Origin of the sequence: Bacillus cereus group sp. Bc061, from assembly GCF_027715825.1 — a bacterium.
Taxonomy (GTDB): Bacteria; Bacillota; Bacilli; order Bacillales; family Bacillaceae_G; genus Bacillus_A; species Bacillus_A paranthracis.
Window position 1 is genome coordinate 43,631 of sequence record NZ_JAQFTZ010000007.1, and the last position, 25,678, is coordinate 69,308.

The window sequence follows — 25,678 nt, forward strand, 5'->3', positions numbered from 1 at the left end:
TATCCTTAACAAAATGTAAACTCAACTTAACATTGTTTTTATAAAAAAATCCAACTCTACGTATTGTAAAGTTGGATTACGTGTTAGTTTAAAATTGTAACTTTAACGATTTTTCTTCCCCATTGACTAGAAGACCCTTTATCAGGCATTAACACATCAATTCTGTTACCTTTAATCGCTCCACCAGTATCTGCTGCAATTGCGACTCCATAACCTTCAACATTTACAGTTTTACCTAATGGAATAACATTTGGATCTACAGCAATTAATTTCATTCCTGGGTTTGCAGTTAGATTATAACCTTTACCACCTGGTCCCCATGCAGAGAATACTTGTTGACCTGGTGCATAACCATTTTCCCCTGGATCAGCTGTATAAGCTGTAGCTTCTACATAAATTTCTTTCCCACCAGCAGTTGGCTTAGGAGATGGTTTAGGTTGTGGAGGTTCTACCTTCGAATTATTATTAGTAACTGGTTCAGCTGGTTTACTAGCTTTTGCTTGCTTTTGCTTTTCAGCAATTTCCGCTTGCGCTTTCGCTAAAGCTTCTTGCTCAGCCTTTGCAGCTGCCTCCGCTTTTGCACGCTCTTCTGCTGCAATTCTTGCTGCTTCTTGCTCACGAGCAATCGTTTCTTGTACTGCCTTCATGTTTGATTCGATTTTAGCCTTTTCTTCTGCAGCTAAATTAAGTTGGCTTGCAACCTGATTATATTTAGCTTGAACTGTTTGTAAGTTAGCTTGACGCTTTTTCAAGTTATCTTGCAAATCAGCTTGTGCTTTTGCTAATTTTTGTTTGTCTACTACTAAAGATGCTTCTTTTTCGTCAATTGTTTTCTTGTCTGCTTCAATTTGACGAAGATCTTGTTCCTGTAGACGTAAAATTTCTTTATCAGCTTCTAAAATAGTAGAAACTGCGTTCATACGTTGTAAGAAATCTGCAAAGTTTTTTGACTCTACTACAACTTCTACTACTAAACTTGTATTTGAACTGTTTTGAACAGAAACCATACGTTTTCTCATAATATCTTTACGAGCAAGGACTTTATCCTCTAAAACGACAATTTCTTCCTTTTTTTGCTCAATCTGCTTATGTGTTTCATCAATTTTACGTTGAATAGCAGCTTGATCCTCTTTATTTTTTGCAATTGTATTATTTAAATTATGTAGTTCGTTTTCGATACCTTGAATTTCTTTACTAACAGCTTGCTTCTCTTGCTCTTTCTTTTGCATTTCTGCATCGTTTTGCTGCAATTGCTGTTGCATGTTGTTAAGTTTCTCGTCGTTTGACTCTGCTTTAACAGCGACTGTACTAGAAAGACTTATAATTCCTGCTAATACTAGACTACTGATTCGCTTAAAATAGTTCATAATCCGACTCCCTTCTTATACAGTTATACATGATTTATTTTACAGTTTGTTTACAATACCATTAAATACAGTTTATTTTTCATGACGAAAAAAAGGGAATTATGCATAAAATGTAATAGATTCTTAAATATTTAACAATTCCTATATTTAAAAATTATAAAAGATGCTAAAATCCAAATATAGAGAAAATATAACTTCTAAAGGCGGTTGAAATAAATATATGTTTACTCAAAAGAAATCACTCCAACATAAAATTGATCAATTAGAAAGTCGTATACAAGAACTAGAAGCAGAATTAAAACAAAAGGATATCGAACAACAAGAGACTATTTCTTCTATCCACGATCGTGTACAAAGCGTTGTTCAAGAGCATCAACTTGTAAATAACCAGCACAATACACTTCAAAATTTAGTTCAACAATTAAGCTCATGTTTCGAAAATGTTTCAACACGCACGACACATTCCAATGAATTAAATAATGAAATGTTACAAAAAGAACAAAGCTTAATTCAATCTATTGAAGAAATCATTGACTGCTCTAATGAAGGAAAAGAATCTGTTCACCGTTTACTTATTGTAATTAACAAATTAGGCGAACAATCTCAACGTACGTCTAATAGTATGAATCATTTAAGTGAACGCTCAAAAGAAATCGAGCAAATTGTAGAAGTCATTCAAAACATTGCAGCACAAACAAATTTACTTGCTTTAAATGCAAGCATTGAAGCTGCACGTGCTGGTGAACACGGTAAAGGATTCGCTGTCGTTGCCAATGAAGTAAGAAAATTAGCTGAAAGTACAGCTGAAAGTACAAAAAACATTGGCAACTTAACGAAAAAAATTCAAGAAGAAATTGAAAAAGCATACGATAATACAAAAGATAATTTGCATTTAGTCGATGAAGGTGTAGAAATGAGTGCCGATACAAACGCTAGAATTGAAAATATTTTAATTATGATTCAAACGTTACAAAACGGTGCTACTAATGTTATTAAAGCTATTGAAAACCAAAAGTCTTGTAATGATGATATATTACGAGAATTCGCTACTACACAACAAATGTTCCAAAAGTTAAATACTACTATTATGAATCACATTCATGATGCTGAGAAAGTCGATGTTCAATTAACGAAAAGTCTTGAAGAAACAGCAGTTTCTCGTTAACAATAAAAATCCCTTATACTGCTATAAGGGATTTTTATTATATTTCGAATATTTATTTCTTCTCAATATTCATCCGTATCTTTGTTATAATGGACAAGTTGTTTCTTTCGACTATTAAACAAGGAGGTTATTATGGAACAATTTTACTACATTTTAAAATATTTAATTCTTGGTCTGTTCCAAGGACTAACAGAACCGATTCCGATTTCTTCAAGCGGTCACCTCGTTTTAGCACAGCATTTGCTAGGACTAAAAATCGAAGGGTTTAGCTTTGAACTACTTGTTAATTCAGCTTCATTATTAGCTGTATTACTTATTTATAGAAATGATTTAATTCGTCTAACGAAGAATGGTCTATCTTATATATTTACAAGAGCAGAAGATGCAAAATCAGATTTCTTCTTTATTATTTACCTTGTTATTGCGACCATTCCAGCAGGTGTTATTGGTGTTTTATTTAAAGATTACATCGATCAATACTTAAAAGGTGTGAAAATGGTTGGGATTTCCCTTCTTATTACCGCTGTCGGTCTTTGGATTATTAGAAACTTGCGTGGACGTAAAAATGATGGCGACCTTTCTATGAAAGACGCAATTATTGTCGGCCTAGCACAAGCTTGCGCACTAATTCCTGGAATAAGCCGATCAGGTGCAACAATCGTAGCAGCGATGTTACTTGGTATGAAGCAAGAAACGGCTCTTCGTTTCTCATTCTTACTATATATCCCTGTTAGCTTAGGTGGTTTATTACTAAGTATTACAGACATTGCAAAAGATCCAAATCTAGATACACTATTCGTACCATATATCGTTGCATTTATCGCAACATTTATCATGACGTATATTTCATTAAAATGGTTTATGAACATTATGGCAAAAGGAAATTTAAAATATTTCTCTTTCTATTGCATTATCGTAGGTGTACTTACTCTTATTTTCTTATAAGGTGAAACTTACAAATCAAAAAGCGAGTCATTCTATTACACTAGAACGACTCGTTTTTTTATGCATATACTTTCTTTTCTTGACAATACAAACGAATAACATGTTTATTTTGTTGAAATACATCATGCGTTAGGCGGATAATAATAAAATTTCGTTTTATTTGATCATCATGAACAAAAATCTGTTCTCCCTCTTGAAAACGCCACGCACTTTCAAAAGTTGTAATATGATTCCCACTTACAGAAAAAAGCTCATATCGCATATCTTGTTCCCTCTTTCAACTTATAATAATCATAATATCCTTATATTAAATTTAGTATAACTTAATTCTATTAAAATTTATAATTTTTTCTATTTCAAAATATTTTAATTTTGTTTTAAGGTTCTTTTAACGTTATAATGGTAAACGAATTTTCATTGAAAGGAGCTTCATTTTGACTGCATATTTATTCCCTGTAAAAACAGCATTTATTTTATTTCCTTTTTTAGCAATGTTTCTATTAATCCCTTTTTTAATATTTAATTATCGAAAGTATGGTTATTTAAATAAATGGCGTTCATTTATTTTATACTCATTATTGCTTTACTTATTAAATGCCTATTTTCTTGTGATTTTGCCGTTGCCACAAACATATGATACTTGTAGCCTACAACCGGCTAATACGCAGCACATGCAACTATCACCATTTTATTTCATACAAGAAATTAGTAATCGTACTTCGGCAATTTTAACGAAACCAGCTACTTATTTCTACCTATTAAAAGAATCTGCGTTTTTACAAGTAGCATTTAACGTTCTATTAACCGTTCCATTCGGTATTTACTTACGGTATTATTTCCGACGTAGTTTCTTACAAACAATTTGTATTTCTTTTTGTCTTTCACTCTTTTTCGAGCTAACACAAGTGACTGGACTATACGGTATATACAATTGTGCGTACCGCTTATTTGATATAGATGATCTGTTTTTAAATACATTAGGCGGCGTAATCGGCTTTATCATTGCACCAATTTTTACGTACTTCCTTCCGAAAGCAAGCGAATTAGATAGTCATATTGATTTGGAAACGAAACCAGTCGGATTCGTTCGTCGCTTTATCGCGATGCAAATTGATTGGATTTTCTTATCCATCGTTGTACCTGTCATTAAAAACAAAGGAAATTCTTTCTTTGTTTCTAATATTCAATCTTACACGAACATATACGAACTCATTTTCATAACGTGTTCGATCTTTATTTACTTTATTATCATTCCATACTTTACGAATGGAAAGACAATCGGTAAAGCATTGCTTCGTATTTACGTGAAAGGACAATCAGATCGTATTACGTTGAAGGAACTATTCATCCGTTATGGTATATTCTATTTCGTTTTAGGTGGAATCAATTATATTCTTTCTAGTAGCTCTATCTTAAATCTTAAAGAACCTTTAGTATTAATAGTTATATTATTATTCCAACTCGTAATTAACGGTCTATTTATTATTCATGTTTTATTACATGTATTTAGTCGTGATAAGTTACTATTTTACGAGCGAATTAGTCAAACAAGAAATGCGATCGTACTAAAAAAAGCTGACAAGTAATACTTTGTCAGCTTTTTTTCATAATCGTAAATAACTTTTCTGTGTAAGGATTTGAAAACATTTCTGCTTCATCTAATAATTTCCTCACCTTTAGAAACGAATGCAATTCTGGATATATATTTTGTAATTTTTCGTACGTTAACGTATGCATTTTTCCCCAATGCGGGCGTCCTTCATACTTTAGAAAAATTTTCTCCACCTCACCAAAATAAGCAGCATACTTCATACCTTTATACATATGAACAGCTATATACGCAGAATCTCTTCCATACGCTGGACTGAGCCATATATCATCCCTTTTCACATAACGGCATTCAATTGGGAAGTGCACTTTATACTTTTTCTTTTCAATAAGGTTTGAAATTTCTTCTACAACGGCCTGCATATACTTTGAAGGAACACTATACTCCATTTCATAAAATGGAACCGCACGCGATGTAGCAAATACTTCATAACTCGGGCCAATTATTTTTGTATTCGGTACAGCTTTAGCCGATAATCGACTTACTCCTTTACTTATAGAAGGAAACCATTTGCATCCTTTAGATAACAAAGAGAACATCTTATTTTCAAGTAACTCTACCTTTAGTTTATGCCATTTCAAATCACTTTTTTTACCCGTTGTTTCGTTTGTAATTTTCACTTGCACTTCATCTGAATAAGGAAAAACAAAGAATTCAAAGTGGCGATTCTTCTTATATTCTTCTAATTTGTTCATTACAGTAGATAATGCTTGTTTTTCACTTTCATACACAAGTGAATACGCCCTGATAACTTTCAATTTTATCCTTACAATGATACCTAGCATCCCAAGTGACAACTGAAAGGCCCTCCAATATTCTACATTCTCCGTTTCCGAACAAACTATAGTCTCACCTGTAGATAAAACTGCCGTAATCTCTATAACTTGTGTTGATAAACTTCCAAAGGTAATACCCGTTCCATGCGTCCCCGTACTAATTGCTCCTGCGATAGATTGCGAATCAATATCCCCTAAATTTTCTTGCGCATAACCTTTTTCCTCAAGTAACTTCCCTAGCTCATGTAACTTTGTTCCTGCCCATACTTCGGCAACCATTTCTTCCGTATCAATATTCACAATTCCCTTCAATTCATCTAAAGAAACTAAAATTTCTTCCGTTTGCACAAGAGGTGTAAACGAGTGTCCTGAACCGACAACACGAATTTTCTTCCCTTTCTTTCGCGCAAGCTCTATAACTTCTACTACATCTTGTATACTTTCTGGATACATCGTATAATGCGGTGTTCCTTCTACATTCCCTGTCCAATTTCTCCATTTTTGTCCCTTTATAGAAAGCATTGGCCATCCCCCCGATATGTTGAATACTCCCCAACAATCTCTCCTTCTTTCACACGATATAAAAATGGAAACCGCTCACATAATTCGCCAGCTTTACTATGACGAAATAAGATAGAATCTCCTATCTCTACTCGTTCCTCACCGTTATAAAAAATCGGTGTTTGCACTTCACCAGCGCCTTCTAAAGCTAATAGTTTTGCACCATTCGGCCTCCAAATCTCAGGTTCTTTATCTTTCCCAATTGCGCCTGAGGCAATATATCCACCACCTAGACAAGTGTAAATTGTTGGGGCTGGTTTACGCACAACTGGTAAAGCAAACCCGACAGCTGGATGAAATTGCACCTCTTTATAATAATCAAACAGCTTCGGGGCATAAAAAGCCGAACCTATTGTAATCTCTGAAACTGAATGATCTTGCTCAGTTGTTTTTATGCTTCCTGTGCCTCCCCCATTTACGAATCTTAGTTCAATACCCAGATTTTGTATTTCTTTTACGATATGTCCTCTTCTTTCTTTAACTTCTAACACTGATTTCTTCTTTAAATATGAAATCACTTTACTTTTCGCTCGTTGATTCGGTATGTGATCTCCTCCCCCAGCAATTTGGGCTTCATATCCCATTACACCATCTAGTATTAAAAATGATGATTCTTTCAACCTTTTTACTATTTTCAAAGCACCTTGCACATCTTTTACCGGTGATCTTTTGACCCCAAAATGAAACTTAAAAAAACGACTACTCATATCAATATCTAAGCAAACACGAAAACATCCTTTAGACTTCTCAGCAATTTTTTCTAAATAAACAATATGATCTTCACAATCCACCATACAAGTTATAATGAGCCCTTGCTTTGTTAGCAAACTTATTTCATGTAACGCTCTTTCATCATAAGCAGGATATCCGAGCAATAAATCATTGAATCCTTGTTCAATTAAAAATAAGGCTTCCCTAGGTGAAAAACACATAATACCTTGAAATCGTTCATTTGCAGCTAAAATCTTTTGCATAACCGGAACAGAACGTAACGATTTACTCGCTATACGAATCTTCTTATTGCCACTTAATTCTATAATCAATTGAATATTTCTATCTAAAGCTACTTCATCCAAAAATGCACACGGTAATGGCACTTCTTTAAAAATTCCTCGATCCACATTTTTTCTCTCCTCTTCTCTATATGTCTTATACATATTGGAAAGAAAGTTGGAATCTCCTCTACAAAATAAAAAAGTTTCTTCCTATTTAAGAAGAAACTTTTTTAGGACTACTTCATAGAAATAGTTGCTGCTACTGGATAATGATCAGAATAATCATCATACGTATATTTTTTGAGCCATGATGTAACAGTCCACTGTGGAGATTTCGGTTGTAACACTTTATTCTCTACAAATGACGGGTTCGCATGGTCTTTACTTGCAATAATATAATCTAAATACTCGGCAGGGCTATCAGGGAAATTATATTTTGCAATACTGTTTGTCGTCGCATCCCAAGTTGCTGTATGTCCCGTATAAGATGGAATAGAAGCGTGCAATGTTTTGAACATTGATGCGTATTCTGAGTCACTATTGTTCTCAGCATTTATTTTATTCACATTCATATCACCACCAAATAGGACGTACTCGTCATTTGGTATATTTTTATTTTTAATAAAATCTTGAATTTCTTTTAACTGGTTTGTACGTACAGATGCAGGTGAAGTTTTTCCGCACATACTATCTTCTGCCTGCAAATGCGTCCCAATTACATGAACGAAACGATCATTTTTCTTAATCTTCGTGTATACAAATCCTTTATTCGATAAATTATCCGGCCCGCATCCATTTGCAAATACATATTGAACCTTTTCAACGATCGGCCATTTGCTCACGATTGCAACGCCTCCATCTTCAGGCGTTGAAGATGAATAACTACCTAACGTTTTATCCCATTCATTTCCGTTACTACGACCTAATACAGCTGTTTGATTTGGGTATTCTTTCTTCAAATTTCCTAAAAGGCGATCTGAAGCACTATTATCAAACACTTCATTTAATATAACAACGTCTTGATTTTTAATATAATCTGCCGCCCCAATTAAATCAGCACGCTGACTTTGTCCCCAATTCGGATATAAGTTAGTTGATAGCATGTACACGTTATGCGTCATCACTTTCAAAATGTTGTTTTGATCTGTAGACGTATCTGCTTGAGCTGAAGATCCTCCGTATAAAACTCCTAAACCAATCCCAAGGCTAAGTACACCTTTTAGCAATTTGCCTTTCACGTTCCATACCTCCATGTGTATAGTATTGAACTACTCACCACTTAACGTCCTTACGGACTGTTTGAAGTGGGAGATTCCTAAGTACAGAAGCCTAATGGCTTCTAATTCATTAGGCTATCCCCGTAGTTCCTACGGTTAGAAGCCTTAAAGCTTCATTTTTAAGATTGATACTTGCGTTAATATCTCTGTCGTGATGACTATTGCACTCAGGACAATCCCATTCACGAAGATTTAGATTCTTAACGTCTTTATTTTGATACCCACAACAAGAACATAATTGGCTTGAAGCAAATGTTTTGGATACCAGAATGACTTGTTTTCCATACCATTTTGCCTTGTATTCTAGCAACGTTCTAAATTGTGACCAAGATACTTCACTAATCGCTTTTGCTAACTTATGATTTTTTAACATATTCGATACTTGCAAATCTTCTATACCGATAACATCGTGGTTTTTGATGATTTCAGTTGAGATTTTGTCCAAGTAATCTTTTCTAGCATTAGCTATGTATTCATGAATTCTAGCTACCCTTACTCGTTGTTTATTCCAGCGAGAAGATCCTTTCATTCTTCTAGAAAGAACGCGCTGTGCTTTTGCCAACTTCTCTTCCAATGAGCGAAAAAATTTAGGGTTTTTATAGGTTGTTCCATCTGACAAAATGGCGAAATCTTTTAATCCTACATCCATTCCAATATAAGAATGTGTTTTCGGAAGTTCTTGCACTTCTGTTTCAACTAACAATGACACAAAGTATCTGCCAGAAGGGTTCCGTCTAACCGTAGCATTTAAAATACGTCCCTTTACTTCACGACTTTTGGCAAATCGAACAAGACCTAGTTTCGGCAATTTCATTTTGTTTCCGACAACAGCAATGTTTTCATTTGTTTGTTTTGTGGTATAAGATTGTACGTTGTTCTTTTTAGATTTGAAACGCGGGGCACTGTTTTGTTTTTTAAAAAAGCGTGTATAAGCATCCACAAGGTTGCGAACAGACGATTGAATAGCAATACTATCCACTTCTTTTAGCCAAACAAACTCTTTCTTCATGGCAGGAAGTTTGGCAGAGCATGTACCATATGTCAAACCTTTTCCTGTTTCTTTGTATGCATTATCCCATAGAGATAGGAAGTGATTGAATACAAAACGAGAACAACCAATCGTTTTATTGATCAGGATCGCTTGTGCTTTATTTGGATAGATACGAAATTTATACGCTTTATTGATCATCCTTCATTTCACCTCCATTTCGATATATTTCCATTATATACCAAATGCACATTCGATAGTTAGTTAAGTGATTATGACAAATTATCCGGTAACACTTTACATATGTCGAACAATTAAGATGACTTCCTGCCATCTCTTGTTCGAAGCCAATTCATCTCCCACCTACTCGCTGGGCTACGCCCTTCACGCTCCTTGAGGAAGGAGTCTTCTTGGCTAAATTGATAAAAAGGTCAAATACTCTATTGTGAGATTTGACCTTTTTTAAATACTTAACGATCTCCGTACGTATCAAACCAAAGCTGAATGTATCCAGCAGTAACACGTTGTGCATCCATTAATCGCTTACCTGTCATCGGTGTAACTTCAGCACGCCATTTATCTGCATATTCTTGTGACACAGCTGCTTTTACGAACCAATCTTTCGTATTATCATTTACAATTCCAGAGTAATCTTGTTTCGCTACTACTGCCGCTCCATGAATCCACTCTTCTGGATTTGTACCTTTCCAGTTCCAATATCCATTTCCATCCGTCACTTTATAATTATCTTTTATCGTATCTACAAAGTTTTCATATTTAGAATGGAATCCTTGTGGATACGAAAGATTTGTAAAGTTTGCTGCATGCATCGGTTGGTTTACATCTCCTAAATAATGAAGAGATAATCCTAAATAGAAGAATGCTTGTTTCATATCTTTATTTTTATATGATTCACCAGCTAATTTAAAATATTTAGCGCCAGTTTCTTTTGCCTGCTTTGCAAATGGAATATATGTTTTTCCATTGTCTGGATCATAGAAATGTGAAGCAAATGTGCTATTATCATAATAAGGATTTTCATAGTCAGCAGCATAAATACCGTTCTCTAACTCCGTACGCCATTCATTTAATTGTGCAACTCGATCTTGTTTTACAAGTGTTGTATTGCGAGACATAATATCAATCGCACGGTTTACAATCCATAAATGAGAATTTACGCCTTCTTTATGTTTATCTTCAGCAGACCAGCGGTGAACTATTTTTATTTTACTTCCCCCATCGTTTTCATGAGCAAATGCAACGCTTTGTAAAGGAGCTACTACTGTAATAGCTGCTGCTAAAGCAAGTACTTTCTTTTTCATCTGAAATCCTCCATTTTATAATCGAATTATTGTAAACTTTTTGTTAGGATCCTATAATGTCATCCGGTTAACCTATGACTAGAATATCCCACCTTTCATGAAATTTCTATTACTAAATCAAAATATGTAAATGTTCATATCATTATAACTTTATACACAGTGAATATAATGAATGAATACACTTTCATTTTAATAAACTATTATTAAGGCTTCTCTAAACTAATGTAAAAAAAGAGTAAAGCACCCACATGCTTTACTCTTTTTTTCTATTCGATAATATACTCGGCAGTTGTACATTAACTGCCAACTTATGAATAAATCCAAATACTAATCCAATCCCAATAAATATGTATAAGATTGTAAATATCTTCCCAAAATCAGTTTGCGGGCTAAAATTCGCATCACCGACAGTCGTCAGCGTCACAACGCTAAAATACAAAGCGTCAAGAGGACGTAATTCTTCAACTGTACTATAAAAAATCGTACCAGATGTTAATGTTAAAAATGTTAATACGAATAATACTTGAAATTCTTTATCTTTCCACGCTCGTAAACAAGCTTTTAGCATTCGTTTCAATGTCAACATAAATGAAAGCATGAGACTTCCCCTTCCAAACAAAATACCTGTAGTTACAGGAAAGTCTATCACCTTTCTGTACAGAAAAAAAGTAGCCCTCTTCTATTTCTAGAAAAGAGCTACTTTTTACTATTCTATATTATTTAGGTGAAACAAGAATTTTCACTTGTGTTTTATCTTTTACAAGTGCTTCAAATCCTTCTTCAACAACTTGATCTACTGTGATTTTTTTCGTAATTAATTTCTCTGCTTGAATTTGACCAGAGCTAATTAATTTAATAACAGCTGGGAAGATATGACGGTATCCTAAAATACCAACCACTTCTTTTTCTTTTAGTACAAGATTGTTTGGAGTAATTGTTGCGTCTTTTTCCCATACACTAACAATTACAGTTTGTCCTTCGAAACTTGTACTTTCAATTGCTTGACGAAGTACTACTTCAACACCAGTTACTTCAAAGCTTACATTTACACCTAAACCATTTGTTAAGTTGCGAATTTCAGCTAATACATCTTGAGTCGCTGGATTCAATACGTAATCCGCACCTGCTAATTTTGCTAATTCTTGACGTTCTTTAGAAAGTTCAACTGCAATAACAGGAGTTGCTCCTGCTGCTTTAGCTGCTTGGATAACAAGAAGTCCAATTGGACCACAACCAAAGACTGCTACTGCTTCCCCTTCTTTTAATTTACTTTGACGTACTGCATGAACCGCTACTGCTGCTGGTTCTACAAGAGCACCTTGTTCATACGTCATTTCATCTGGAATATGGTGAACCATATCTTCTGGTACTACTGTATATTCAGAGAAACCGCCGCCTTCTCCGCCAAGACCGTGGAAAACAAGTTGTTCACAAACATTGTAATGTCCATGTTTACAAGCTTCACATTTACCACAAGAATAAATTGGTTCTACAACGACGCGGTCTCCCACTTTATGAGATGTAACGCCTTCACCGATTTCAACTACCTCACCGCTAAACTCATGACCTAAAATAACCGGTGCTTTTACATGTGTTAATGGATGCTCTTCTGTCGGAATAAAAATAGGTCCTGCTAAATATTCATGCAAGTCTGTCCCGCAGATACCACACCATTTCACTTTAATCTTAACTGCTCCTGGTTTTACAGTTGGTTCTGGTACTTCTTCTACTCTTACATCACGTTGATTATGCCAAAGTAATGCTTTCATTTTATACATCCCTCTCTATGTATATACTTAACCTGGTGAAGTTTACAAATCTATTATAATACTTCTATCCATATATTTCAAAAAAACAATCTCATTTCCACTAAATTTTAACAAATAACGTTCAATATTTTGTCACTTTGTACTTTTTTCCACATCTGTTAATTCAATTTCATTGCGGTTGAAATTCGCATTATGCCATAATAGCATAGGAGAGGTGAATATCGCTTGAAATATTTTATTTACTTTATTGTTATCGTAGCGTTTCTAGATACGTTTTCACAATTACCTATTATGAGTACGTTCGCTCAAAGTCTTGGAGGATCCCCTCTTATTATTGGGCTAGTTGTCGGCATGTACTCATTCGCTAATATGATCGGTAATATTATTGCTGGCGCTGCTGTCGATAAATTTGGTGCAAAAAAAATACTTTATATAAGCATGGGACTTACGAGTTTCATAGTCTTGTTATACACTGTTGTTCAAAGTGGTGAACAACTATTAGTTGTGCGCTTTATGCATGGCTTTAGTGATGGATTTTTAATTCCTGCTGCCTTTACGTTTTTATCCAAACAAACAAATGCAGCAAGGCAAGGTAAGGCAATGGCTCTATCTGGGGCTGCAGTTGGAACAGCGGCAATTGTAGGACCTGCTTTTAGCGGAATTATGAAAGCAACTGCCGGTATAGAGTGGGTGTTCATTACCATTTCTATTTTAATGGTTCTTGGTACAATTGTATCTCTCTTCTTCTTACCAAATAACGTATCAAGAAAAGATACTTCAAGAACACAAATGATGAACAAAGAAGATATGTTTGAACTATTGAAATCAGAACCGTTATTACAGGCATATATTGGTGCTTTCACACTCATGTTTTCACAAGGAATTGTCACTTATATGTTACCAGTAAAGGTTGAAGCATTAGCCCTTAAAGCATCTACAACAGGCATGATGTTAAGTGTATTCGGCATTACCGCTATCCTCTTCTTCTTACTGCCAACAAATCGTATTTACGATCGATTTAATCGTTCAAAACTAATGTTAATTGGTATTGCAGTAATGGCATTAGCATTATCTTTACTTGGATTATTCGCAACAAAAGGCATGCTCTTTATCGTTATGATGATTTATGGCATTGGATTCGCTATCCTTTTCCCATCGATAAACGCATTACTTGTTGAAAATACGACAGATGATAAACGCGGAAAAGCATTCGGATTGTTTTATGCTTTCTTCTCGTTAGGCGTTGTTGCTGGATCCTTTACAGTTGGAGCAATCGGGGCATCCCCTAGCGTTAGCTTCGTTATCGGAACTGCATTCTTATTAACATTTGCCGGAATGATTTACGTAAGAAGCAAAGTAAAAGGCAGAGACAAAGTAAAAAAGACAATGATAGGATAATTCCATCATTGTCTTTTTTTAATGATAAACTTCTATTCAACTTTTAACTTTCAATAAGCCGTATTTAATAAACAATATGGCATTATATTTTTCATAGAGATAATACAATGGATAACAAAATAAGAAGAAAATAAATACAGTTGGGACATCGTCTATAATAGAAAAATATTTTACTAGCAATTCCTTAATACTCTCTCCAATTATAATAAACAGTGGAATGATACAAATTGCCGCTAATATTAAGCATGGTGTGATCCTCATTTCTTTTAGCCCCACCTTACAGTGTGGACACTTGAATGAAAAAGGATGCGGGAGCTCCATAATATGTTGTGCAGTAATATTCCCTTCACACTGTGGACATTCAATTACTTCTTTCATGTAACTCACTCCTTTCTATCCATAAAAAAGAGCACTATCCAATAGCGCTTTTTTATTGCCGAATATATTACTTTTGTGTGTAGCTAAGTAACAATGTAAATAAATTGAATGGTAAAGGCAATACTACATTTCTTCTTTTACAAAAAAAGTTTATCAATACCAACGATACTTCGACAATTTCCTCGGAAATATTTCCTTTCCCTACATAATTTGATACACTACATATAAACAGACACTTGTATTACATAAGCTAAAATAATAACTTACTGTACAAATTCAAAAGCACATTCTTCATATGAAGAATGTGCTTTTCTGTTATTAACGTTTAATCCAAACAGCGCCTGCTGATTTATCCTCTGCCTGTCCAACAACTTGGAATTTAAGTCCAAGGTTCGGAACTTTTCTTCCTGCGTCTGCAATTTGTTTATTACTATATACTTTTGAATCATCAAAAGTTGTAACACCTTGTAATCCAGAATAGTTAAACTGTCCACGTGTTAATGAATTTACACTCCATGCTGGTGTTTGATCAAATGAAAATGCAGCGTCTGCAATTTGCATACCTGTATTACCGTAAGTTGGTTTTCCGTTTAAATTGCCAACAAGTGCCTCTGGATGCGAATCTACAACACCAAGGAATCCTTCACCTGGATGCACCCCAACCCAGTTATCTTTAAAGCTATCATCTGCATACCAAACGACAAGACCTGTATTATACACTGGACCTTTTCCTGCTTTTAAACCATTATCTGATCCCGCATAGTTTCTCCACTCTAAGTAGTAATAATGAGCTTTTTTCTCTGTTCCATCAGAAACAACGAATCCATTTAACTGCATTTTTGATGTTCCTTCTGCATCATCAGAAAACACTACTTGTCCATCAACTGTTACATTTACATTATCCATCGCGAAACCTTTATACGTTACTGCTGGATCTGTAATATAATCGAATTGCAGTTTTACCTTTTTCCCTTTAAATTGACTTAAATCGTATGACTTATCAATCCATTTCCCATCTGTTGTATCTTTATCTCCTTGGACTACTTTTTCTCCAAGTCTATCAATTAATGTTTTCGTTCCATCTTCTGTTACTGCATGCACTTCAACAAAATCGCACTCTGCTTCTAACTCATAATTTGCTTTATAATCAAACTTTGCATTTGTTCCTTTTGTTAAATCAAAGAACGGTGTTTCTAATGTTGTATGCATATCATCGCCTCTTGTACTATAATATGCATGCTTTCCAAACTCCGGTTTAATTGTTTCAACACTTTTGCCTGGTAAGTTAACACGTACAACACCTGGACGATTTGATTTCGTAACACTTTGATCAATATATGTAGGAACTCCTACACCACGCTTAATTTTATCGTAATCTACTTCTAAAATTTTTGCCCAGTTGCCACCCATATTCTTTTGTAAGAAATCTTTATTTTGTGGTGAGAAACTAGTTGGCTCTGTTCCTGCAATTTTCCCTGTCCAACTACCTCCACTCATTAATGACCAAGCTTCGACAGGTGAACCAGTTCCAGTATATTTCGTATCATATTCATCTGGTAATCCAAGATCATGTCCAAATTCATGCGCAAACACACCTACTGCTCCATCTTCTGGTTCAATTGTGTAATCATGTGCTGCTACTTTTCCACCAAAGTAATCTACTTTTGATTTTGTACCTTCAATCGCTACTGGATCTACTGCTAATTTTGAACGATGTGACCAGATCGCATCATCACCTAATTTACCACCACCTGCTTCTTGACCAACACCAGCATGGATTACCATTAAATGATCAATTACACCGTCAGGTTCATTTTGATTCCCATCCCCGTTTGTATCATATCTATCAAACTGATCAAACTGAGATAAATCTAACCCTTTCTCAGCAGCTGCATGTAAAGCTTCTTTCACTAAATCACGTGCGCCTTTTGGACCTTTGTTATCATGACCACTGCTACCATCAGCTCCATAATCAGATGCTTTTCCTGGAACTGTTAGCCACTCCGTTACATATCCATCTGTCGTATAACTACCGCCAGACTGCTCTTCGTAATATTGTTTAAATGTTTTTACTTTCGAACCATCAAATAACGTATATGGTTCATTACCAAATAACATCTTTTGATAATGCTCTCTACTAAAGTCATTCGAATACATATACCCTGGTGTTTGATCAATATTATTATGTTTATAATCACTAAATTCAACAAGTAACACTAATACCTTATCCGTTCGAACAGATCCCTTATACGGCGCTTGCTTTGCTTTAGATGTTGGAACTTGCCCATTCAATTGTTTTTTATTTGGTTCAGGCTTTTGCTCAGGGCTAACGTTTTTTTCAGGTTTCTTTACCTTTTCCTTTTCTTCCATTTTTTTCTCTTTTATTTTTTTCACGAAATCAGATGCCTCTTTAGCAGTATCAGCTGGAAGAATTTCTTTATTTGCCTGGTCCCCTTGTTTCTTTTCAATATATTTCTCTACAGCCTTTTTCGTCTCTTCTTTAGAAGATGCTGGATTAATTTCTCCTCTTTCTTTCAGAGCTTCCGCTAGACGATCTTCTTGAATTAAATTGTAATCAATTGGTGTTGTAGACACATTTTCTTTCTCTTTTGCTGGTGTTTCTGCGTATACTAATGGGGCACTCATTACAGATGTGCATCCGATAATTGCCGCAATTGCTAATGACGATAACACTTTAAATGGCGCTTTTCTTCTCATTTCATTTCTCTCCTTTTATAAAACTTAAAATTCAGATAAAGTGGGATAAATAAGTACATTTAAATCAAAAGCTCTACTTTCTGCCCTCCCTATATAAAAAGGCATAATTCTATAAACATTAAGCTTTCTGTTATAGAATCATGCCCTCCAGTTTTCTGGTCAGACTCTCTATCTGTCTATATCAAAATATGAAAAATAAAGAGTGATTTGTATATATTAAATAGTTTATATAACAAATTTAAAAGACAATATGCAAAATTGCATGAAAATTCTTTTAAATAAAAAAAGAATCCTAGTCAATTAAACTAGGATTCTTGATTTTCTATTATTTCTCTTGTGTTTTTTCCCAATCAGCTAAGAATTTCTCAATTCCTTGATCTGTTAATGGATGCTTCACTAATGAAGCAATTACGTTTGCTGGGATTGTTGCAATATGTGCACCGTTTAATGCTGCGTCAGTTACGTGAACACTGTGACGTACAGATGCTGCGATAATTTCTGTTTCAATACCATGAATTGCAAAGATTTCTGCGATTTGGCGAATTAAGTCCATACCGTTATGACCGATATCGTCTAAGCGACCTAAGAATGGTGAAACGTATGTTGCACCAGCACGAGCTGCAAGTAATGCTTGAACTGCTGAGAATACTAATGTAACGTTTGTACGAATTCCTAAGTCAGAGAATGCTTTTACTGCTTTTAAACCTTCTGTTGTCATTGGAACTTTTACAACAACGTTTGGAGCAATTTTCGCTAATTCTTTTCCTTCTTCGATCATTTTATCAGCTTCTAAGCTAATTACTTCTGCACTTACAGGTCCTTCTACAACGTTGCAAATTTCACGAATGCGCTCGTGAAAATCTACGCCTTCTTTTGCTACAAGTGATGGATTTGTCGTTACTCCAGCTAATACGCCTAATGCATTTGCCTCTTTAATTTCGTTAATGTTTGCTGTATCAATAAAGAATTTCATTTGTTATTCTTCCTTCCTAATTTTCATTTTATATTTATTTTTCTTAATAAGCTCTAATTCAATCGGAATAGATTTGTCCACTTTTTTACCTTGCGTGATCTCTTTTGCTGTTTGCATCGCCTTCTCTCCGATTAATTCCGGTTTTTGAGCGACTGTTGCAGCCATACGCCCATCGTTAACCGCTTTCACAGCATCTTCAGTTGCATCAAATCCAACGACGACTACATCTGTTTTTCCAGCAGACTTCAATGCTTCAAGTGCACCTAATGCCATCTCGTCGTTATGCGCAAACACCGCTTTAATATCACCATTTGCTTGCAAAATGTTTTCCATAACAGATAATCCTTTTGCTCTATCAAAATCAGCCGCTTGTTTAGCAACTACTTTTAAAGACTTATCGGCTACGTTATGGAATCCTTTCCCACGTTCACGAGCAGCAGACGATCCAGGGATTCCTTCTAACTCAGCAACATTTGCTCCTTCGCCGACTAATTCACGAATGTAATCACTAGCCATTTGACCACCTTCGATATTATTAGATGCAATGTGAGAAACAACCTTACCTGAATTCGCAACGCGGTCTACTGTAATAACAGGAACATTCGCTGCATTTGCTGCACTTACTGCTGAAGCAACAGCATCTGAATCGGTTGGATTAATAACAACTACATCGACACCTTTTTGAATTAAATCTTCAACATCATTTGTTTGCTTTGCTGCATCATTTTGTGCATCAACAGCAATCAATTCGATGCCACTATCTTTCGCTTTCTTTTCTGCACCTTTTTTCAAAGTTACAAAGAAGGGATTATTTAAAGTTGAAACAGAGAATCCAACTTTAATAGTTTTATTTCGACCTTTATCGCTAGAATCCTTTGCCCATTCTGGTGGTTCCATTGAACAACCAGCAGTAATGACCATAATACATGCAACGAGTATAAGTAACCATTTCTTCATGAACTGTCCCTCCATTACGCTTCTTTTCGGCGATCAATTAATACAGCTAGTAAGATTACAAGTCCTTTTACAACTTGTTGGAAGAAAGAAGATACACCTAATAAATTTAAACCGTTATTTAGTACACCGATAATAAGTACACCGATGAATGTACCAACAATCCATCCTCTTCCCCCAGAAAGACTAGTTCCACCTAATACAACTGCTGCAATTGCATCTAATTCGTAAGAAGTACCTGCAGTCGGCTGTGCAGAATCTAGTCGTGATGTTAAGACAATACCTGCAAGCGCTGCCAAAATTCCGGAAAGACCGTAAATCATTACTTTAATTCTCGTAACATTAATACCTGATAATGCTGCTGCTTCTTCATTTCCACCAATTGCAAATGTACGGCGACCAAATGTCGTTTTCTTCAAAATGAAGTACAGCACTGCGAAAGCAATCATCATTGTAACAGCTGGTACTGGAATACCAAGAAAATAACCGCGGCCAAACATTTGGAACATTAAATGATCACCAAGACCAGTGATCGGACGTCCGTCCATATAAACAAGCGTCAACCCGCGAAAAATAGTCATTGTTGCTAAAGTCGCAATAAATGGAGCTACTTTTCCCTTCGCTATGATGATACCGTTTACAATTCCCATTACAAGACCAGCTAATAATCCAACTGCCATCGCAAGGAACGGGTCCATGCCACTTGCCATCATTCCAGCAACAAGTGCACTTGATAATGCTAAAATAGAACCTACCGATAAGTCAATACCCCCTGTTAAAATTACAAAGGTCATTCCGAATGCAATAAGCGCATTAATCGATACTTGACGCAGTATATTAAATAAATTTGGAATTTCAATAAACGCTGGATTTAAAGCCGTAATTACTACAATAATTAGCGCTAGTCCAATTAAAGACCCAAGTTGTTGTAATACATTCCCCTTCTTAGCCATCCTTACTCTCCCCCTGTAGCTAGTGCCATAATAGACTCTTGTGATGCCTCATCTTTCTCTAAAATGCCGCCGACTTTTCCTTCATGAATAACAAGAACGCGATCACTCATCCCTAAAACTTCTGGAAGCTCAGATGATACCATAATAACGGCATCTCCTTCTTCGGTAAGCTTATTCATAATAGAGTAAATTTCTTTTTTTGCTCCAACATCAACACCCCTTGTTGGCTCATCTAAAATGAGTAACTGCGGGTGGATACCTAGCCATTTTGCAATTACAACCTTTTGCTGATTTCCACCAGAAAGAGATTTTACCGCTTGCTCTCCACTAGATGCTTTCACATTAAGAAGCTTCATCATGTCCGCCGTAAACTGTTGTTCTAGTTCGTTACTTACGACATTCCCCTTTGAAAGACTTTCTAAATTCGTTAAAGCCAAATTTTCCCGAATTGAGAAATCTAACACTAATCCTTCAGATTTTCTATCCTCTGTAATGAAAGCGATTCTTTGTCTAATCGCATCTATCGGACTATCAATCTTTACTTCTTGTCCATTTATAAAAATTTGGCCAGAATCTAAAGGTTCGTATCCAAATATCGCTTTCATAATATCTGTACGGCCAGCTCCCATCAAACCAGCAACACCAAGGATTTCACCTTTTCTCACCTGAAACGATACATTTTCAAACTTCCCTTTTTTCGTTCCATTACGCATCTCAAAAATCACATCGCCAATTTGACTATTTCGTTCTGGGTAACGTTCACCAATGCTGCGTCCCACCATCATACTCACTACTTCATCAAACGATGTTTCCGGAATGGATCTCTTTCCGACGTATTCCCCATCACGTAAAATCGTAATGGTATCACATATTGAAAAAATTTCTTCCATTCGATGTGAGATATAAACGAACGAAACGCCTTCTTTACGTAATTTATTAATGACAGTAAACAACGTTTCAATTTCACGATCTGTTAATGCAGCTGTAGGCTCATCCATAATAATAACGCTTGCATTTGTCATTAGTGCTTTCGCAATTTCGATAATTTGCTGTTGTCCAACCGATAACTCTCCTGCCAACATAGCGCCTTTTACATGTAATCCTAACTCTGCTAGTTGCTGCTGCGCAATCGCGTTCATTTGACGCGTACGTAAAATACCTGTCTTCCCATACATTAACTCTTTACCGAGAAACATATTTTCAGCTACTGTTAAATTCGGTAATATGTTCAATTCTTGATGTATAAATGCAATACCGTACTCTTCAGCTTCTTTCGCATTTTTAAAAGTTCGTTCTTGTCCATCAATCGTGATCGTTCCACCATCTCTTTTGTATACACCTGTTAAAATCTTCATGAGCGTTGATTTACCCGCTCCATTTTCCCCCATCAATGCATGGACTTCTCCTGTTTCAATCATAAATTGTGCATTCTTCAAAACAGGATTTCCATTGAACGCCTTTGAAATATTTTTCATTTCAATACGCATTCCCATCACTTCCCTTTATTAAAAAATCACGCCTGCATGTAAAATTACATTGGCATAAGGCGTAGCCTCGCCTGTACGAATAATGGCCTTCGCTTTCTTTGTATGCTCTTTAAATTGTTCATGAGATACATATTCAAACGCTGGCTCTACTAATTTCAGCTCAATCTCTTTATTTATTTCCGCATTATTGTTAATAACCTCTTCTGCTAACGTCACTTTTTCAATTGCCATATCATCAGCTACCACTTGCAATACATCTAAAAAGCTAGGTTTTCCTATTTCAACAGCTAAATCAATTCTTTTTACTCCGTCAGGAATTGGTAAACCGCAATCAGCAATTACAATCGTATCCGTATGCCCAAGTGAAGCAAGGATTGATGCAATCTCACTATTTAATACGCCGTGCTTCTTCATCCGACAATCACCTGCACTTCACGTACTTTATCTCTCGTTGGCATACCGCCTTGCGCCCCAAGTTTCGTTACAGAAAGACCACCAGCAATATTCGCAAAACGAATTGCTTTTTGAAGTGTTTCTCCTTCAGAAAGCGCAACTGCTAATGCACCATTAAATGTATCACCAGCTCCAGTCGTATCTACTACATCAACAGCAATGCTAGGAACATGTACAATCTCCGTACCATTATGGAAACGTACACCGTTAGAACCTTCTGTCATCAATAGTTTGTTTGGATATTTAGCTAGTAAATCTTCAATTGGTGATGTGAAATCATCTAATACGATGCGACACTCATGTTCATTTGGCGTAATATAAGTTGCCTTTTCTAAAATATCTTCTGATAACACTTGTGCTGGCGCTGGGTTTAACATAACCGGGATTTTGTGTTCCTCACAAATAGCTAATACATATTTTACTGTTTCAAGCGGAATCTCTAGTTGAAGCACAACCATATCAGCTTTTATAAGAAGATCTTTTGAACGATTTACAACCGACTCATTGACAAGAGCATTCGCTCCTTGCACGACAACAATACTGTTATCCTCTTCTGCTAAAACGATATGAGCAATTCCGGTCGCTACATCTGTAACCGGTACCACATAGTCGATAAAAACGCGTTCGTTCTCTAAATTTTTCTTCACTACAGTTCCATAATTATCGTCTCCTACCGCTCCAACCATCGCTACATTTGCGCCTAATCTAGCTGCAGCAACCGCCTGGTTAGCTCCTTTTCCTCCTGGAATTGTATGAAATGCTTCACCAATTACTGTTTCTCCTGCTTTCGGACGTTTTTTTGAAACAGCCACTAAGTCCATTGAAATACTACCTACTACTGCAATATTTGGCATCTATTTCATCTCCTTATTTCGTTGTATTTCGTTCTATAATTTCAATCGGTAAACGATAGTGTTTCTCTTCTAATACGTTTCCTTCCATCTGCTCTAACAGCAGTTCTGTTGCAACTTTCCCCATTTCATAAATTGGCTGTGCAACAGTTGTAATAGATGGATACATCATCTCTGTTAAAGAAATTCCATCGAATCCGATAATTTGTAAATCATCCGGAATAGAAATCCCCTTTTGAAGCGCAGCCTTTACGATACCTATTGCAATTAAATCATTCCCAGCAACAATTCCATCAATATGCGGGTATTCTTCTAATAGTTCCACCGCTACACGCTCACTATTAGCTGGATTAAATGTACTCTCTGCAATCATATAAGAAAGATTATTTTGCGTAATAACGTCTACAAAGCCTTCAAAACGTTCATTTGCTGTGCTTACGTCACGCGGTCCACGAATATGTGCAATATGTTTACAGCCCTTATCTATTAATAACTTTGTCGCTGCCTGACTTCCCGCATAGTTATCTGCATACACAGCAGGTATACGCTCATTAAACATACGGTCAATTGCAACGACTGGTACTGACAAGTTCATGTAATTCACACTATTTTGTGGATTTGTCGCTACAATAAATCCATCTACATTATTTTGCCTAAGTACATCAATATATTGCTTTTCTTTCTCTAAACTTTCATCAGAGTTACAAAGTACAACTGTATACCCTTGCTTATGCGCTACATCTTCTACGGCACGTGCAACTTCTGGAAAGAATGGATTCACGATATTTGGAACAACTAAGCCAATTAAACGAGATTTTTTATTATACAGTGAACGTGCTACTGTACTAGGCTTATAGTCTAGCATCTCAATCGCTCGTTCTACTTTCTTTAAAGTATCTTCATGAACATATCCATTTTTATTTAACACTCTGGAAACGGTCGCAACAGATACTCCCGCTAATTTTGCAACGTCTTTAATCGTACTCATTTTCTTTCCTCTCCATTTCATGTAACCGTTTACAGAAAATAATATAACGTATTTCTAGAAATACGTCAATCATTTCTCACGAAAAAGCTTTTAAGGTTATACTCAAAAAAGCACCGCCATAAGGCGATGCTTTTTCATTACGAATAGGATACAGTTTGTTCTTTTTCCTCTGTAGCTGGCTCTTCAGCATCTTTTTTACGATCTGACAGTTTAATCTTCTGTAAGAAAATCGTAAAGATAGCGCCTACTACGATAAATACTAATCCTGTTAAGAATACAGTATGAAGTGAGTCTACTAAAGAGTTTTTCAAAATTGGTACAATGCTATTAGCGAATGCTTCTGGCATTTGTTTTAATGCCTCTGGACTAAATAACATTGAATATAAGCCTTGCGGATCTGTATGAATCATATCTTTAAATTTCGTTACCATTTGTCCCGCTTCTTTTGGGAATGTATCTAATACAGGTACTAAATTTTTTGTTAACGTTGTACCTGAAGTGTTATTCATGATTGATCCTAAAATTGTAATACCAAATGTTCCACCGATTTGACGGAAGAACTGACTTGATGATGTTACGACACCAAGATCTTTTTTCGGGAAGCTTTCTTGTAACGCTAATGTTAATGTCGGCATTACAAGACCCATTCCTAAACCGATAACCATCATATAAGAAGTAGCAGTCAATTTAGTTGTGTGCATATCCATCGTTGTTAATAACCAGAACCCTCCAGCCATTATAAGCATTCCTGTAATAATTTGTGGTTTTACACCAACTTTTAATACAAGTTGCCCGCCAATAATACTCATCACAATCATTGTAATCATCATTGGCGTCATAATTGTTCCTGATTCAGCAGCACTTACTCCTACAATTCCTTGCATGAAGAATGGTACGAACATAATCGCACCGAACATTCCAATACTCATAAAGAATCCAATCGCATTTAGTAATGTAAATGTACGATTTTTAAAGAAATGCATCGGTAAAATGGGTTCTTCCGCTTTCGTTTCAACGATAACAAAGCTAACGATACCAATTAAAGCTAATGCAAATAACCCGATAATTTGCCAAGAATCCCATGCGTAATCTTTTCCACCAAATGTTAATGCAAGTAATAAACTTACAACACCGAGAATCATCGTAAAGATCCCAGCGATATCAATTTTAATTGGTCCTGTTTGTTTATGTGATTTTAATCCCATTGCAATAAAGATTGTTGCTAAAATACCAACTGGCAAGTTAATGTAGAATACCCATCTCCAGTTCACTGCATCTACAATCCAACCACCCACTTGTGGTCCAATTACAGAAGCAAGACCGTATAACGCACCAAAAATACCTTGCCATTTCGCACGTTCTTTCCCCGTGAACATATCTCCGATAATAATCATAGCCATTGGCATCATAATACCGCCACCAAGACCTTGAATACCACGGAAAATAATTAATTCTGTCATACCATTTGCCATACCACATAATGCTGAGCCAACCATAAAGATAACTAGCCCTGTTATATATACGTTACGACGGCCAAGTAAATCCGCTAATTTACCTGCGATTGGTACAACTGTCGTTGATGTTAACATATAAGCTGTTGTTAACCACGTCATTAAGCTTAATCCGCCTAGTTCACCGACGATACGCGGCATTGCTGTACCAACGATTGTTCCATCTAAGGCAGCAAATAGCATCGCAATGATTAAACCGATTAACAACAACTTTCTATTTATATTTTCTTGTTGCTCCAT

The 25,678-nt window shown here is 35.8% G+C and carries 22 protein-coding genes and 1 pseudogene; 4 read left to right on the top strand and 19 right to left on the bottom strand.

What is annotated here, in order from left to right:
* Positions 1 to 83 precede the first annotated feature (83 nt).
* Positions 84 to 1,367 (bottom strand): 3D domain-containing protein, encoded by a 1,284-nt coding sequence (locus PDQ40_RS20345; protein WP_001105826.1) that lies wholly within the window; start codon positions 1,365 to 1,367, stop codon positions 84 to 86.
* 631 nt (positions 1,368 to 1,998) lie between these two features.
* Between PDQ40_RS20345 and PDQ40_RS28235 the strand changes: the two are divergent.
* Positions 1,999 to 2,532 (top strand): annotated as a pseudogene (locus tag PDQ40_RS28235) (methyl-accepting chemotaxis protein); the annotation flags it as partial.
* 132 nt (positions 2,533 to 2,664) lie between these two features.
* Positions 2,665 to 3,477, top strand: a complete 813-nt coding sequence (locus PDQ40_RS20355) for an undecaprenyl-diphosphate phosphatase (protein WP_000434782.1) — start codon at positions 2,665 to 2,667, stop codon at positions 3,475 to 3,477.
* Between the two features lie 58 nt (positions 3,478 to 3,535).
* Here PDQ40_RS20355 and PDQ40_RS20360 read toward each other — a convergent pair whose 3' ends face one another.
* Positions 3,536 to 3,739 carry a hypothetical protein gene (locus PDQ40_RS20360; RefSeq protein WP_001268337.1) on the bottom strand — a complete coding sequence of 68 codons (204 nt, stop codon included), beginning with the start codon at positions 3,737 to 3,739 and terminating at the stop codon, positions 3,536 to 3,538.
* A 172-nt stretch (positions 3,740 to 3,911) separates the two neighbouring features.
* Between PDQ40_RS20360 and PDQ40_RS20365 the strand changes: the two genes are divergently transcribed.
* A complete protein-coding gene (locus tag PDQ40_RS20365; protein WP_000128043.1) occupies positions 3,912 to 5,063 on the top strand; it encodes a VanZ family protein in 1,152 nt (383 codons plus the stop codon).
* 7 nt (positions 5,064 to 5,070) lie between these two features.
* On the opposite strand, the gene PDQ40_RS20370 is transcribed toward PDQ40_RS20365, so the two are convergent.
* From PDQ40_RS20370 to bdhA, 7 genes are all read right to left on the bottom strand, one after another.
* Positions 5,071 to 6,384 carry a D-arabinono-1,4-lactone oxidase gene (locus PDQ40_RS20370; RefSeq protein WP_000948916.1) on the bottom strand — a complete coding sequence of 438 codons (1,314 nt, stop codon included), beginning with the start codon at positions 6,382 to 6,384 and terminating at the stop codon, positions 5,071 to 5,073.
* Positions 6,372 to 7,544 (bottom strand): amino acid deaminase/aldolase, encoded by a 1,173-nt coding sequence (locus PDQ40_RS20375; protein ID WP_000373740.1) that lies wholly within the window; start codon positions 7,542 to 7,544, stop codon positions 6,372 to 6,374. Before PDQ40_RS20375 ends, PDQ40_RS20370 begins: the two co-directional genes overlap by 13 nt.
* A gap of 110 nt (positions 7,545 to 7,654) precedes the next feature.
* On the bottom strand, positions 7,655 to 8,671 hold the full coding sequence (sph, locus tag PDQ40_RS20380; protein ID WP_012644199.1) for a sphingomyelinase C: 1,017 nt from the start codon (positions 8,669 to 8,671) through the stop codon (positions 7,655 to 7,657).
* Between the two features lie 94 nt (positions 8,672 to 8,765).
* Positions 8,766 to 9,884 (bottom strand): IS200/IS605 family element RNA-guided endonuclease TnpB, encoded by a 1,119-nt coding sequence (gene tnpB / locus PDQ40_RS20385; RefSeq protein WP_000608415.1) that lies wholly within the window; start codon positions 9,882 to 9,884, stop codon positions 8,766 to 8,768.
* A gap of 269 nt (positions 9,885 to 10,153) precedes the next feature.
* Positions 10,154 to 11,005 (bottom strand): phospholipase CerA, encoded by an 852-nt coding sequence (gene cerA / locus PDQ40_RS20390; RefSeq protein ID WP_000731014.1) that lies wholly within the window; start codon positions 11,003 to 11,005, stop codon positions 10,154 to 10,156.
* 253 nt (positions 11,006 to 11,258) lie between these two features.
* Complete coding sequence (locus PDQ40_RS20395; protein WP_000948232.1) at positions 11,259 to 11,603, bottom strand: potassium channel family protein; 345 nt, start codon at positions 11,601 to 11,603, stop codon at positions 11,259 to 11,261.
* A gap of 118 nt (positions 11,604 to 11,721) precedes the next feature.
* The gene (bdhA, locus tag PDQ40_RS20400; RefSeq protein WP_000645822.1) at positions 11,722 to 12,774 is read right to left on the bottom strand and encodes a (R,R)-butanediol dehydrogenase; all 1,053 of its coding nucleotides are present in this window, start codon (positions 12,772 to 12,774) and stop codon (positions 11,722 to 11,724) included.
* Positions 12,775 to 12,999: 225 nt separating this feature from the next.
* On the opposite strand from bdhA, the gene PDQ40_RS20405 reads away from it, so the two are divergent.
* Positions 13,000 to 14,172: an MFS transporter gene (locus PDQ40_RS20405; protein WP_000873241.1), complete on the top strand. Its 1,173-nt coding sequence runs from the start codon at positions 13,000 to 13,002 to the stop codon at positions 14,170 to 14,172.
* 36 nt (positions 14,173 to 14,208) lie between these two features.
* On the opposite strand, the gene PDQ40_RS20410 is transcribed toward PDQ40_RS20405, so the two are convergent.
* The 10 genes from PDQ40_RS20410 to PDQ40_RS20455 all read right to left on the bottom strand — a co-directional run bounded on the left by PDQ40_RS20410 (position 14,209) and on the right by PDQ40_RS20455 (position 25,678).
* The gene (locus PDQ40_RS20410) at positions 14,209 to 14,550 is read right to left on the bottom strand and encodes a hypothetical protein (protein WP_000665758.1); all 342 of its coding nucleotides are present in this window, start codon (positions 14,548 to 14,550) and stop codon (positions 14,209 to 14,211) included.
* A 318-nt stretch (positions 14,551 to 14,868) separates the two neighbouring features.
* Positions 14,869 to 17,268 carry a M6 family metalloprotease immune inhibitor InhA2 gene (inhA2, locus tag PDQ40_RS20415; protein ID WP_001252994.1) on the bottom strand — a complete coding sequence of 800 codons (2,400 nt, stop codon included), beginning with the start codon at positions 17,266 to 17,268 and terminating at the stop codon, positions 14,869 to 14,871.
* Positions 17,269 to 17,593: 325 nt separating this feature from the next.
* Positions 17,594 to 18,241, bottom strand: a complete 648-nt coding sequence (fsa, locus tag PDQ40_RS20420) for a fructose-6-phosphate aldolase (protein ID WP_000667661.1) — start codon at positions 18,239 to 18,241, stop codon at positions 17,594 to 17,596.
* Positions 18,242 to 18,244: 3 nt separating this feature from the next.
* The gene (gene rbsB, locus PDQ40_RS20425) at positions 18,245 to 19,198 is read right to left on the bottom strand and encodes a ribose ABC transporter substrate-binding protein RbsB (protein WP_270691602.1); all 954 of its coding nucleotides are present in this window, start codon (positions 19,196 to 19,198) and stop codon (positions 18,245 to 18,247) included.
* A gap of 14 nt (positions 19,199 to 19,212) precedes the next feature.
* Positions 19,213 to 20,148: an ABC transporter permease subunit gene (locus PDQ40_RS20430; protein WP_001074633.1), complete on the bottom strand. Its 936-nt coding sequence runs from the start codon at positions 20,146 to 20,148 to the stop codon at positions 19,213 to 19,215.
* Positions 20,149 to 20,150: 2 nt separating this feature from the next.
* Complete coding sequence (rbsA, locus tag PDQ40_RS20435; protein WP_270691603.1) at positions 20,151 to 21,635, bottom strand: ribose ABC transporter ATP-binding protein RbsA; 1,485 nt, start codon at positions 21,633 to 21,635, stop codon at positions 20,151 to 20,153.
* A gap of 18 nt (positions 21,636 to 21,653) precedes the next feature.
* Positions 21,654 to 22,049: a D-ribose pyranase gene (gene rbsD / locus PDQ40_RS20440; protein WP_000716155.1), complete on the bottom strand. Its 396-nt coding sequence runs from the start codon at positions 22,047 to 22,049 to the stop codon at positions 21,654 to 21,656.
* Positions 22,046 to 22,942, bottom strand: coding sequence for a ribokinase (rbsK, locus tag PDQ40_RS20445; protein WP_270691604.1), 897 nt, complete (start codon positions 22,940 to 22,942; stop codon positions 22,046 to 22,048). The genes rbsD and rbsK overlap by 4 nt, the downstream gene beginning before the upstream one ends.
* 13 nt (positions 22,943 to 22,955) lie before the next feature.
* The gene (rbsR, locus tag PDQ40_RS20450) at positions 22,956 to 23,927 is read right to left on the bottom strand and encodes a ribose operon transcriptional repressor RbsR (RefSeq protein ID WP_080489211.1); all 972 of its coding nucleotides are present in this window, start codon (positions 23,925 to 23,927) and stop codon (positions 22,956 to 22,958) included.
* 137 nt (positions 23,928 to 24,064) lie between these two features.
* Positions 24,065 to 25,678 carry an MDR family MFS transporter gene (locus PDQ40_RS20455; protein WP_000437635.1) on the bottom strand — a complete coding sequence of 538 codons (1,614 nt, stop codon included), beginning with the start codon at positions 25,676 to 25,678 and terminating at the stop codon, positions 24,065 to 24,067.